Source organism: Mycobacterium sp. NPDC006124 (assembly GCF_040614235.1).
Taxonomy (GTDB): Bacteria; Actinomycetota; Actinomycetes; order Mycobacteriales; family Mycobacteriaceae; genus Mycobacterium.
On record NZ_JBEXUA010000010.1, the window covers coordinates 1 to 12876 of the forward strand.

10 protein-coding genes and 2 pseudogenes are annotated in these 12876 nt (G+C 70.4%); 4 read left to right on the forward strand and 8 right to left on the reverse strand.

The genetic code is table 11. The annotated features are described in order from the left end of the window. From ABZ195_RS19635 to ABZ195_RS19650, 4 genes and pseudogenes are all read left to right on the forward strand, one after another. Positions 1–287: pseudogene (locus ABZ195_RS19635) on the forward strand (cytochrome b); the annotation flags it as partial. A 206-nt stretch (positions 288–493) separates the two neighbouring features. After that, positions 494–769, forward strand: coding sequence for a DUF732 domain-containing protein (locus ABZ195_RS19640; protein ID WP_355220691.1), 276 nt, complete (start codon positions 494–496; stop codon positions 767–769). A 71-nt stretch (positions 770–840) separates the two neighbouring features. After that, on the forward strand, positions 841–1986 hold the full coding sequence (locus ABZ195_RS19645) for a zinc-binding dehydrogenase (RefSeq protein ID WP_355220693.1): 1146 nt from the start codon (positions 841–843) through the stop codon (positions 1984–1986). Between the two features lie 79 nt (positions 1987–2065). After that, entirely contained in the window at positions 2066–5584 is a 3519-nt protein-coding gene (locus ABZ195_RS19650) for an ABC transporter ATP-binding protein (protein WP_355220695.1), read from the forward strand. Here the strand turns inward: ABZ195_RS19650 and ABZ195_RS19655 are convergent. The 8 genes and pseudogenes from ABZ195_RS19655 to ABZ195_RS19690 form a co-directional block, all read right to left on the reverse strand. Beyond that, positions 5581–5754, reverse strand: coding sequence for a hypothetical protein (locus tag ABZ195_RS19655; RefSeq protein WP_355220696.1), 174 nt, complete (start codon positions 5752–5754; stop codon positions 5581–5583). The genes ABZ195_RS19650 and ABZ195_RS19655 overlap by 4 nt on opposite strands. Positions 5755–5908: 154 nt before the next feature. Next, positions 5909–6181, reverse strand: a pseudogene (locus tag ABZ195_RS19660) (DUF222 domain-containing protein); the annotation flags it as partial. After that, positions 6099–6485 (reverse strand): DUF222 domain-containing protein, encoded by a 387-nt coding sequence (locus tag ABZ195_RS19665; protein ID WP_355220698.1) that lies wholly within the window; start codon positions 6483–6485, stop codon positions 6099–6101. The pseudogene ABZ195_RS19660 and the gene ABZ195_RS19665, both read right to left, overlap by 83 nt. Positions 6486–6666: 181 nt before the next feature. Next, positions 6667–7626: an SIS domain-containing protein gene (locus ABZ195_RS19670; RefSeq protein WP_355220700.1), complete on the reverse strand. Its 960-nt coding sequence runs from the start codon at positions 7624–7626 to the stop codon at positions 6667–6669. Next, positions 7623–8810: a glucosamine kinase gene (locus ABZ195_RS19675; RefSeq protein WP_355220702.1), complete on the reverse strand. Its 1188-nt coding sequence runs from the start codon at positions 8808–8810 to the stop codon at positions 7623–7625. The genes ABZ195_RS19670 and ABZ195_RS19675 overlap by 4 nt, the downstream gene beginning before the upstream one ends. After that, positions 8803–10128 (reverse strand): nucleotide disphospho-sugar-binding domain-containing protein, encoded by a 1326-nt coding sequence (locus ABZ195_RS19680; RefSeq protein ID WP_355220704.1) that lies wholly within the window; start codon positions 10126–10128, stop codon positions 8803–8805. Before ABZ195_RS19680 ends, ABZ195_RS19675 begins: the two co-directional genes overlap by 8 nt. A gap of 34 nt (positions 10129–10162) precedes the next feature. Continuing rightward, complete coding sequence (locus tag ABZ195_RS19685) at positions 10163–11956, reverse strand: penicillin-binding transpeptidase domain-containing protein (RefSeq protein WP_355220705.1); 1794 nt, start codon at positions 11954–11956, stop codon at positions 10163–10165. Between the two features lie 53 nt (positions 11957–12009). After that, on the reverse strand, positions 12010–12867 hold the full coding sequence (locus ABZ195_RS19690; protein ID WP_355220707.1) for an LLM class F420-dependent oxidoreductase: 858 nt from the start codon (positions 12865–12867) through the stop codon (positions 12010–12012). Positions 12868–12876 lie beyond the last annotated feature (9 nt).

Genomic DNA, 12876 nt, shown 5'->3' on the forward strand with positions numbered 1-12876 from the left:
GGCTCCCGCACGGGGCCTACGTGGAGTTGCATCAGCCGTTGGGACCGGTCGACGAGCACGGTCACCCGATCCCGTTGCAGTATCAGGGCGCACCGTTGCCCAAGCGGATGAACAAGCTGGGCTCGGCGGGGGCACCCGGGACGGGCAACTTCCTCTATCCCGACCCCGAAGGTGAACAGGCCGCCTTGGTCGAGGCCGCCAACGCCTCCGAACACCGCGCCATGACCGCCCTCAAGGCACGCCAACACACCAACGGAAACGGCAACGGCAGCAACGGTCACCACTAGGTCACCGCCCCGGTGGTGGTGACGACGGCAATCGCCGGCGTCACCCCCCGGGATTGCCGCTCAACGCGCCACGGCTCCTCATCCGGTCTCCGGACGTCGGCGCACGCGGGCGAGCCGGGCCGTAGCGAAGACTATTACGGGTTGCATCAAAACGGTCAGCAAAGACGTCACTGTGTCCTACGGTGGCGAGGACCAGGAGGTGTGACGTGAAGGTCGTGTTCGCAGCAGTGGTAGCGGCATTGACGGCGATCGGAGTCTCGGCGCCGGCCGCAGCCGACGAGGCTGGCTACCTGAACGAACTGGCGCCGCGGCTCACGTCGCTGAGCACCCAGCAGCTGCGGACCGAGGGTTACAAGGTGTGCCGCTACGTCGGCGCGGGCAGGCCGACCGCCGACGCGATCCCCGTGGTGATGAACGACCTCAAGACCACCGTGGCCGGTGCGATGTACGTCATCTCGGCCTCCATGCGCGAACTCTGCTGACGCCGGTCGGGTCCCGCGGCGCGGGTTCCTAAGGTGGACGACAGACCCACCACAGGAACGAGGCACCACCCATGACCCACGACCTTCCGGAGACCGCCCTGGAGTTGCGATCGCTGGTGAGCGCAGAGGGCACGCTCGAACTGTCACTGTGCGACGTCCCGGTACCCACCCCCGCCGACGATGAGGTCCTCGTTCGTGTCGAGGCAGCCCCGATCAACCCGTCCGACATCGGTCTGCTCGTCGCCTCCGCGGACATGGACGCCGCCACGGTAGGCGGCACGCCGGAGCGCCCCGTCGTCACCGCGCCCATCGCGCCGGAGGCGCTCGACGCCCTGTCCGCTCGCCTGGACGACTCCCTGCCCGTTGGCAACGAGGGCGCGGGAACCGTCGTCGCCGCGGGCAATTCGCCCGGCGCCCAGGCACTGCTCGGCAAGACGGTCGGGCTCGCGGGCGGCGGCATGTACGCGCAGTACCGCGTGGCGAAGGCCGCGGCGTGTCTGGTGCTGCCCGACGGGACGCCTGCTCGCGACGGCGCATCCTCCTTCGTCAACCCGCTGACGGCGCTCGGCATGGTGGAAACCATGGAGCGCGAGGGACATTCGGGCTTGGTGCACACCGCCGCGGCATCCAACCTCGGCCAGATGCTGGTGAAGATCTGCCTCGAGGACGACATACCGCTGGTCAACGTCGTCCGCAAGCCCGAGCAGGAAGAGCTGCTGAGGTCGATCGGCGCGGTGCACGTAGTCGACTCGACCTCGCCGACCTTCGCCGCCGACCTCTACGACGCGCTCGTGGAGACGGGCGCGACGCTGGCATTCGACGCCATCGGTGGCGGCACCGTCGCCGGCGACATCCTCAACGCGATGGAGCGCGCCGCCAACGCGACCGGCGCGGGATATTCGCGCTACGGCTCCACCGTGCACAAGCAGGTCTACGTATACGGCGCCCTCGACACCGGCCCGACGATGCTCACCAGGAAGTTCGGCATGGCGTGGGGCCTCGGCGGGTGGCTGCTGACCCCATTCCTCCAGAACGCCGGTGCCGACACCGTCGGACGGTTGCGTTCCCGGGTGGCCGACGAACTGACCACGACCTTCGCCAGCACCTACGACCGCGAGGTCTCCCTGGCCGGCATGCTCGCACCCGAGGCGTTCACCGCCTACCTCAAGCGCGCCACCGGGGAGAAGTTCCTGATCACACCGCAGGTCACCGACTGACCGCCGGCGGTCGAGCGGCGGCCGCCCACCGAAAAGAACGTGCGTCGCGACGTCGGCGATGTGTAGCGTCCACGTCGCGATGACCACGACGACCCGGCCCGACACCATCCCGTCGGGGTCCGCCGTGGGGAACCGGGATCACGCGAACGGCCTCGACCGCACCATCGGATGGCGGCGGCTCGCGAGCCCCGGCGTCACGGTCGCGCTCCTGACGATGACGATCGCGGCGGTGCTGCAATCACTGGGCACCGTCGTCATCGGCCGCCTCGCGACCAACCCGGTCTGGACGACGGTGGGAGTGCTCGCGGCATGCCTGCTGGGCGCCGCCGTCCTCGACACCCTGGGCCGTACCGTCTGGGCCCGCATCGCCGACAGGGCCGAGGGCCGGTTACGTGCCGACCTGCTGACCGCGGCCCTGAGCCAGCCGCTGGCACGGCTCTCCGAGCAAGCCGTCGGCGAGATCCTCGACCGCGTCGACGACGACACCCACGAAGTCGGGTCGCTGGTGCGCTCGCAGGTGTGGGAGGCCATGCGCACCGTCGTGTCCGCGGTGCCGATGTGGGTCGTCGCCGGGTTGACCTGGTGGCCGGCCTGGATCGTCTTTCCCGTCGTCGTCCCACTCATCACGGTCGCGATCCGGCCGCTGTTGCGAGAACTCGGCCAACGCAAAGTGGCCGAGGAAGTCGCCTGGACCGACCACGCCGCGGCGATGGAGGAGGGCATCGCCGCGCGGGACGACCTGCGCACCAGCCTCGGTCAGGCGTTCGTCATCCGACGGTGCGCCGAACTCTCCGCCACCATCCAGCGGTGCTTCCGCGCGGTGGTGGTCGTCGAGTCGCGCATCACCCTGCGGGCCGGTGGACTGCTTCACGCCGTGCTCGGCGGCGTGGTGATCGCCGGCGTCGCCCTAGTCGTCGACGGCGACCTCGACGTCGCCCAACTGATCACGCTGTTTCTCGTCAGCGCGACCCTGGTCGGCGAGATCGCGCAACTCACCCGCCAGCTGCCCGAACTTCAGGCGGGCATGGGTGCGGTCATCCGGCTTCGGCAACTGATCGTCGCCGAGGCCGAACCCGTTGGTGGGCAGGATCTCTCGACGAATGCGGTCGACGTCGAGCTGCGCGGGGCGAGCTTCTCGTATGCCGGTGGGCCACCGGTGCTGCGCGGCGTCGACCTTCGGATCCCCGCGGGGACGACCTGTGCCCTCGTCGGACGAACCGGTTCGGGCAAGTCGACGCTCGCGTCGCTGGTGTCGCGCGCCGTGGACCCCGAACGCGGTTCGGTGTTCCTCGGTGGGGTCGACGTGCTCGACCTCGACGTGCACCGTCTGCGGTCCGCGGTCGGGGTGGTGACCCAGCGCACCGAGATCCTCGCGGGCACGCTCGCCGAGAACGTCACGCTGTTCGCCGACGTGCCACGACGACGGGTGCGCGACGCCCTGGCCGAACTCGACCTGACCGGTTGGATCGAGAGTCTCCCCGACGGCGTCGACACCCTCCTGGGTCCCGGTGGGACGACGTTGTCGGCGGGTGAGGAGCAACTCGTCGCCTTCGCCCGGCTCCTGGTCCGCGAGGTGCGCGTCGTCGTGCTCGACGAGGCGACCGCGAGGATGGACCCGCTGACCGAGGCGCGCGTGGTCCGCGCCGCCGACCGGCTGCTGACCAACCGCACCGGAATCCTGATCGCCCATCGACTTTCGACCGTGACCCGTGCCGACCACGTCGTCGTGCTCGACCGCGGCCTCGTCGTCGAGCAGGGTTCGCACGCCGACCTCGCCGCCCGACCGGGACCGTTCCATCGGCTCCTGCAGGCCGGCGGCGCGGACGAGGACGCGCCCCCACCGGTCGCCGACGACGGCGCCGCGGTCGTTGCGACCCGCAGGAACGGGATCGCCCCGGAGTCTCCCGACGTCGACGGCGGCCCCAGCCTGGCCCGCGGCATCGCCCGCATGATCCGCACGCACCCCACCTGGGGCCTGCTGGGCGCGTCCCTGTTCGTTCTGACCGGACTGGTCGGGGCCACCGGTGCCGTCAGCGGGTTCGCGTGGGGGCATCTCGTCCAGGGTCTCAGCGAGGGCGAGACTCCGACGCTGATCGCCGTCTCGGTGGTGCTGTGCATCGTCGTCGAACCGCTGGTGTTGGCGCTGGCGCTGCGGCGCTTCCTGCCGTGGTGGTCGGCGTGTGCGCTACGCATCCGAATGACGGTGCTGCAGGCCCAGACTCGGCAACACCGGTTGTCCGGCACGCCGCCCGGCGAGGTGGTATCGCGCGTGCTCGACTCCGACCGCTTCCTGCACTACGCAGACCGGTGGAACGACGTGGTCGGCGGTGTGGTCATCGTGGTCATCGCCTCGTTCCTCAGCGGCACACCCGTCGCCGGAGCGATCCTGCTCGCGGTGATGGTGGCCGCCGCCGTGGCGTCGGTGGCCGGGCGACCCGTCGCGGGCCGCTCGGCGGCGGCTGCCTCGACCACTCGCGCCGAGTTCGGCCGCTCGCTGGTGTCGGTGCTCGAATGCGTGCGAACCGTCAAGCTCGCCGCCGCGACCGCCGACGTCCGCGCGCATCTGGACCGCGTGGACGGTGGCCGCGTGGGTGCCGCGGTGCGCGAACACCGCGTTCAATCGATCCTCCTCGGGGTGCCCGAGGTGATGGTGCAGCTCGGCGTCGTCGCGGCGTGGGTCGTCTACCTCCTTGGCGGATGGAATCTGGCGGCGGCACTGCTGGTCTCGGGAGCGGTCGCCGGGTTCGGCTACTTTGGCAGCGTCGCCGGCGCGGTGGTCACCGACGCGCCGGGCACTCGTGCCTGGCAGCAGGCGACCAGCCGACTGGCCGGCGGAGCCGACCTGATGGACATCCCCGCGGGCGTCGACCTGCAGAGGGGAACCGCACCTGCGCCGGAGCCAGCCCGGCGAACACCGTTGCGGCGCTTGGACCTGGTCGACGTCACGGCCGTGCATGACGACGGAACCCGGGGCGTCGCGGGCGTGCACCTGAGCATCGCGGCGGGTGAGCTCGTGCTGCTGCTCGGGCAGGTGGGATCGGGCAAGTCGAGTCTGCTGTCCGTGCTGTGCGGTCTGGTGGGGCACACCGGGCGGATCCGGTGGAACGGGGTCGACGTCACCGACCCGCAGACCTTCCTGCGTCCAGGGCGGGTCGCGCACGTCGCCCAGGTGCCGCTGGTGCTTTCGGGCACGTTCGCCGACAACGTGCGCCTCGACCACGATCGCGACGTCGAGCGGGCCGTCGAGGACGCACGACTCGGGCCCGACGTCGCCGACGCCGGCGGGGTCGACGCGCTCGTCGGTCACCGCGGGGTCCGCCTCTCGGGTGGACAGGTGCAGCGGCTGGCTCTGGCCCGGGCGTTGGCCGTGGAGCCGGAACTCCTTCTGGCCGACGACGTCTCCAGTGCACTGGACGCCGCCACCGAGGTCGAGCTGTGGGACGGCCTGCGGGCGCGGGGGACGACGGTGCTGGGCGCCACCTCGAAGCGGGCGGCACTGGCCAGGGCGGACCGGGTGGTCGTGCTGGTCGACGGCATGGTCGCGGCGACCGGCCCGTGGGCTGAGCTGGCGCCACGGTGGGGTCACCTGGCGGCCTAGGACCCGGATTCCAGCAGAAGTCGTTCGGGGTGGTGGAGGTAGTTGACGCGGTTTTGCCCGACGTCGAGTTCCGGGGGCGGCATCCGTTCCACCACGCCATCTCTCAGTTGGACGGTCCACCCGTTCTCGGCGAGCCGGTTGTCCCCGGCCGCAGGCCAGGGTGACCGCATCGACGTCGGTCAGGCCGTTGCGCGCCCAGCCGGTCATGCGGTGCACCTGGGTGCCGTACCCGGGGACGGTGCGCCCTGGTTTCGTACAGCCACGGTCCCGCGCGTGCAGCACGATGCGTTGGGCTGCGGAGGCCAACCGTTTGGTGCGGCCCAGGTACGACGCTTCGTTGGTGTGCTCGTCGAACACCGCCAGGTAGTGATGGGCGTGGGACGCCATCCGGATCAGATCCGCCATCGGCAGCAGTGACCCACCGCCGGTCACCCCGGATCCGCGGGCGGCTTCCACGTCTTGCAGGGCGGTGCTGACGATGACGGTGACCGGCAACCCGTTGTGCTGACCCAATTCACCCGAACTCAATGCGGTGCGGGCCAGGGCGATCAAGGCGTCGTGATTGCGTTGCCCGAGGGTGCGGGTGTCGGCGTCGATCTGCTCCTGCGACGGCGTGCCGGAGGTTCTCGGTTCGTGGTCTTCCGGGTTGCACGAGAAACCACCGGATCTCCTTGACGTGCTCCGGCCCCATCGAACCCGACCGCTGGGCGGTCGCGGTCGGGGCCAGCAGCGGCTCCAGCGGTTCCCCGTTCAACGCGGTCCGCGGACCCAGCTCCTTGGCCTCGGCCAACCTGCGTGCGGCCTCCTTGCCCGAGATCCGCAACCGCTGAACCAACACGCTCTTCAGCGACTTGGCCCCCAATTCCTCCGCGGACGCTTCGCGTTGCAGGCGGGCGATCACCTCGTGACCGACGGTGGGAGTTCGAGGTGGGTGAACTCTTCGAAGGAGCGTTGCACGAGTTCGGTCGCAGCAGCGCGGTACTCCGCAACCGCCGCGGTGACCCGATCCGAACTCATACCCGGACACTAGTACGACCCACCGACAACAAATCGGTCCTAAAACCGATGTGACACAGAAGGTTTCAGCGACTCCACGCGGCCGCGGCGATGAGCTCCGCCACCAGCACCTCGGTCAGCAGGCGGACGTCGTCCTCGCCGTCGCCGGGGTAGCGCACCTGACGCCGGGCGCCCGGAACCTCGCCGCCAATGCCGACGACGGTGCTGCCGCGCGCGGTCGTCCACTCCGCCAGCTGCGCCTCCCAGGCCGAGCCCGCGAAGACTGCGAGCCGGTAGTCGGTGGTCTTGGTCAGATATACGTCGACGTGACTCCAGTCGCCGGTCTCGCACCCGACGGCCGGCAGACGCGGACCCTCGCGCAGCATGAGGGCGGCCTGCTGTGCTGAGCAGAACCGGTGCGCGGGCGCGGCGAAGTGCGTACCCGTGGGGCCGATCAGCAGCTCGGAAGTCTCTGGGAACCACTCGGATTCGTGATCGAGAAGGTGTGCGCAGGCGTCGGCCGCGGCGCTGATCGTCGTCGCCAGGGTTGCAGTGCCGGTGCCCAGGAGGTGGCATTCGAGTGCCATCAGAAGAGCCAGGGTGTGCTGATAACTGCGGCAGGCCACGCCACCGACCTCGACTTCGGCCGCCAGGTCGACCACGTCCCTGCACCGCTGCCCGATCGCCGATTCCGGGGTGTTCGTCAGGGCTATCACGTGGGCGGCCGCAGGCAGGCGTTCCAGTGCGTCCAGCGTCTCGACCGAGCCGCCGCTCGCCGACGTCGCCACGACGAGAGTACCCGCGCCCCAGTCGGGTAACAGCGTCGACGACGCCAACTCGGCGGTGACCGTCAACCCCTTGGCCCGCATCCGTGCCGCGGCCACGCCGCCCGCGTACGCCGAGGAGCCCATCCCGAGCAGCACCACGCGCTGCACGTCGGCCGGTACCACCTCCGCCCACGGGTTGCGCGCCGCCACCGTCGTGGCGAGGTGTTCGAGCACCTCGGGCTTGCGCCGTAGGTCGGCGGCGAATCCGTCGGGCTTCACGGTGGGGTCCCTTCGTCGAGGAGTGCGGGCAGCGCCGCATCGGGAACGTACATCCAGCGGGGGAGATGGGTTGCAGCGTAGACGATCTCGCGTAGAACCTGCTGGGTGCGGAATGCACGCAGCGGAGTCGGGTCGAACAGGTCGGCGTGCCCGAGGGCGTCGAGGCGGCGGACGTAGGCGTCGAGGAAGGCGGTGCGCGCAGCGCGGTCGACGCCGGCCAGGACGGCCGGGTCGAGGGCGGTGTGCTTGGCGGCGACGACCGCGACGTGCGCCAGAGACTGCGTCATCCCGGCGACGTCGAGCACCGCGGGCACCGGCAAGATTCGCTCGGGCGCGGAGAGCACCGGGTTGCCGTCGAAGTCGGTCACGACGAAACGGCCACGGCCGCAGAGCACTTGACCGACGTGCAGGTCGCCGTGCCCGTCGACGACGGGTGTTCCCGCGAGCGTGCTGAGGTCGGCCAGCACCGCCTCGATCTCGACGCGACGAGCCAGCGCTCCGGGGTGCCCGAGCCGGCAGGCCGTGTCGAGGGTCTCGCGCGCACCGTCGAGCCACCGCTGCGCGTCGGCGGTCGAGGCGGCGGTCACGGTGGCCGACGACGCCGCGTGCAGTTCGGCGACGACGGTGCCCACCTCGACCGCCGCGGCCACGAATTCCTCGGAGTGTCCGTCTCGCGCCCCCGTGGTCGCCAGGTCCACCGCCCACGTCCAGCCGTCGACCGCGTCGGGAAGGTAGTCGTCGACGTAGGCCACCACGGTTTCGGCGCCGGTCGGCGGGCGCCACGTGACAATGCCCCACGGCGTCGGCATGCCGTCGAACCCGGCCGCGCGAAGCACTTCGATCCGTCGCGGCGCGGGATGCGGACCGTCCTGCAGGTGAGTCGCCCACTTGACCACGGCGGCGTCGCCGACGATCACCGACTCGTTGGTTTGGTCCACGCCAACCGACCTCTCGCCGTTGGCCGTTCGCGTCGACCACGACCGCACCGAGAAGGCTCCGTAGGTGACCGAACCCACCGCCAGCAGTTCCAGCAGACCCGACGCGGCACCGTCACCGGGGTGGGCGCGGCGCCATCGCCCGTCGGCGCCGCGCACCTGCGGGATCGCGGCGAGACCGCTGCCGTCGGCGACGACGGCAAGACGTCGGTCCTCGGCGATCGGTAGCGAATCGAGGGGCTCAGGCACCCGAGTGTCGGTGACGCGCGCCGACCTCCTCGACGACGTCGGCGCCGACCCGCAGCCCGTCGCGTCGACGGATCGCGGCGCCCATCGTGTCCAGCCGTGCCCGGAGGTCGGTGTCGCCAAGCAGTCGGTCGACGGCGTCGACCAGTTCGGCGTCGGCGAAGGAGTACGTGTCCAACCGCACGCCGAACCCGAGTTCGTCGACGCGCTGGGCATTCTCGTACTGATCCCAGAACAGCGGCAGGACGACGAGCGGCTTGCCGAAGTGCAGTGCCTCGGTGGTGGTGTTGTTGCCACCGTGGGAGATCACCAGGTCGACCTGGGGGATGACCTTGGTCTGCGGCAGCATCTGCGCACCGACCATGTTGTCGGGCAACGTGATCTGATCCGCCTGGGGACCCTTGCTGACGATGAAGCGGTGCCGGGTGGTGCCCAGGATCGCCACCAGACGACGCATCAGGTCGACGTCGGCCCCGCCCAGCGAGCCGAGCGACAGGTAGATCAGGGCGCTGTCCGGCGGCCGGTCCGCGACCTCGGCGGGCGCCTCGTAGTCACCGTCGGTCTCGCGCACGCTCGAGTCCATCCGGGTCCAGGTCTCGTCGAGTGGGCGGGCCTTGAGATAGTCGGCCTCGGCGGGGTAGACGTACAGGTTGGCGGCGTTGGCGCGGGGCATGAACTCCAGCTCGGGCAGCGCGGCGGCGCCCTGGGCCCGAACCCACGCGTCGAAGTCCGCCCACATGGCGCGGTGGGTCCGGTCGAACTCGGCGCGATACGCGTCCCACTGCGAGGGATCGGCGCTCGGCAGCCCCGAGAAGGGCGGCGGCACACCGGGGCCCGGAACCTCGAGCGGACTGCACGACACGATGCGCACGAACGGCGCACCCGAGGTCACCAGCGCCGGAAACAGAACGACGTTGTCCTCGACGATGACGTCGGGGCGGTGGGCGGCGACGATCTCGCGTAGCCGAGGTTCGCAATACCTCGCCCCGTCTATCAGTGCCTGGTAGGTCGGCGCGACGAAGGACTCCAGTTGTTCGACCGTGGGCTTGCGGAACTCTGGTGCGGTCTCGGCGATGAAGTCGGTCCAGAACTTTCCGGCGTCCTCCGTACCGGCGTCGGCGGCGGGTTCGGCCAGGTCGACGAGTTCCTCGACGAAGCCCAACGGTGCCAGCTTGCCCGCCCACGAACTCTCCGCCGCGAAGACGATGGTGTGGCCGCGGTCGCGCAGGATGGCGGCCAGCCCGATGCACTGATTCGTCGGCCCGTAGGCGGACTCGGGCCAGAACATGATCGTCAGCGGTGTCGTCGGGGCGTCAGCCATACTCGGACGATACTGCCGACGGCCCGGCATGGCGTCAGCCCGCGACGGCGGGACGCAAGAAGTCGCCCGTGACCGCGACGGCGGGGGTGGACGTGTCGCCGCCGACGACCAGCGTCGCGAAGGCGATGTCACCGGCGATGCCCGCGAACCAGCCGTGCGAATGGGTGTTGTCGCCGAACTCGGCGGTGCCCGTCTTGCCGCCGAGACCCGGAACGTCCTGCAGCGCAGTGGCCGTGCCGTCGGCGATCGTCTGCGACATCATCGCGCGCAGGTCGGCGGCGACGGGCCCGGGAATGGGTTGCGACGCAGTGTTGGCCGTGGTGTTCTCACCGACGACCAGTGTGGGCGTGATGGTCGAGCCGTGACCCAGGCTGGCCTCGGCGACCGCCAGCCCGAACGGGCTGACCGTGACGGTGCCCTGTCCGATGCCGTTCTCGACCTTCTGGGCCGGCGTGTCCGCGTTCGGCACGTTGCCGGTGATGGTGGTGAGGCCGGGGATCACGTAGTCGACGCCAATGCCGAAGAGTCGCGCGGTGTTTGGCAGTGCATCGGCGGGGAGCCTGTCGGCCAGCGCGGCCATCGTCGTGTTGCAGGACTTGGCGAACGCCGTCGACAGCGGCACGGTGCCGAGGTCGAACTCGTCCTCGTTGGGGATGGTGCGGTTCTCGACGGTGACGGTGCCGGGACAGGCCTCGGGGGAGTCCGGCGTGACGAGACCCGCCGTGATGGCTGCGGCCGTGGTGATGGTCTTGAACGTCGAGCCCGGCGGGTAGGACCCGGAGAACGCGATGGGGCCCTGGGCGTTGGCCGCCGCGTTCTGTGCGGCGGCGAGGATGCCCCCGGTCGACGGCGAGATGGCCACCAGCACGGCGGGCCGGGCTTCCTTGGCGACGGCCTGCTGGGCCAGTGACTGCAGTCTGATGTCGAGGGTGGTGCGGATCGGCGGGGTGTCTCCGGGCGGTGTCCGAGTCAGCTGCTCGGTGGGCTGTCCCGCGTCGGCTCCCTGGGTGGAGACCAACGTGACCGACCATCCCGCCCCGGCGTCGACGGCCTTCTGCCACAGGGCGGGCAGGCCGTCGATGGCGGGGGAGGAGAGGTCGCGGTTGGCCGTCAGTAGCGCGCCCTGCTCGGTGACCGACACCCCGGCGATCTGCTTGAGCTGGTCGGCGACGGTTGCCAAGTCGTCCTGGCGCAGCTTGATCACGGTGACCCGGTCGTCGCGGGTGGCGGCGAACTGGCCGGCGATCGACTCGGCGGTGATGGTGTCGTCGATGGGGCGCAGGACCTCGGCCAGGGCGGCGGCGGAGTCGAGGTGCTCCCGCGTCAGTCCGACGACACCGATCGTCTGCCACGTCAGCAGCGGTTGCCCGTCCCGGTCGGTGACCGGGGTGAGGTAGTTCTTGTCGTCGCTGTACTGGAAGGTCATCCCGGGTCGAAGCTTGGGGTGCAGCACCGTGGTGTCCCAGTGCACCTTCCAGTCCTCGCCGGACTGGGTGGCGGTCGCCGTCGCATCATAGGCAAGGGTCTTGTTCGACCCAAACGACCACGAGTAATTCAGTCGTCCGGTCCTGTCGTCGTCACCGGGCTGGGCGACGGCGACCGTCAGTGTCGCGTCCTTGGCCATGCCGTCGAACATCGAGGTGATGGCCGTGGTCGCGGTGCCCGGGTCGTCGGTGGTCGCGCCGGCGGCGGAGGCGTCCCTGCTGGCAAGTGCATCGGCAAACGCGCGCAACGCGTCTTGCGGGCCGGGGCTGGAGAACAGCGAACACCCGGTGGAACCAAATAGCAGGGCGCAGAGCACGATCCACGGCACCAAACGTCTCGACATGTCGCCCCTGAGCCTAACCGCGGTGACCGGCAGAGGCGCGCAACCGCGCCCGGCTAGAACGTCTCGGCGACCCGGGCCAGCACGTCGAGGTGCTGATCGACGTGGGTCAGGCCGGCGCCCATCGTGTCGACGGACAGGTGCGTGGCGCCCACCTTCGCCCACGCCGCGATCGACCCGGCGACGGCGTCGGCGTCACCGGTCCACCGGACCCGGCCCTCCATGCCGATCGTCGAGGGATCGCGGCCCGCCTCCGTGGCGCTCCGCTCGATCTCGCCAAGCGCCTCGTCGAGGCGCGGTCCGGGTGACATCATCGGGAACCAACCGTCGGCCAGCCGCCCGGTCCGGCGGTACCCGGCGGACGACGCGGACCCGATCCAGACGGGGATCGGCCGTTGCACCGGCAGCGGGGCGATTCCGGCGCCGGTCACCGTGTCGAACTCACCGTCGAAGGTCACCGACGGCTCGGTCCACAGCCGGCGAAGCAGGTCGATCTGTTCGGACGAGCGCTTGCCACGCGTCCCGAAGTCCTGACCGAGGGTGTCGTATTCCACGGCATTCCAACCGATTCCGACGCCCAGCCGCAGGCGGCCACCACTGAGGAGGTCGACCTCGGCGGCTTGCTTGGCCACCAGCGCGGTCTGGCGCTGCGGCAGGATGACCACGCCGGTGACGAACTCGAGGGTCTGCGTGATCCCGGCGAGGAAGCCGAACATCACCAGCGGCTCGTGGAAGGTGGTGCGCACGTCGTAGGGACCGTCCCAGCCGGTGTGCACCGCGGGGTCGGCGCCGACCACGTGGTCGTAGGCCAGGAGGTGGGTGAAGCCGAGCTCCTCCACCCGCTGACCGTAGGCGCGCACCGCGCCGGCGTCGCCGCCGAGCTCCGTCTGGGGGAAGACCACTCCGACGCGCACGCCCACTCC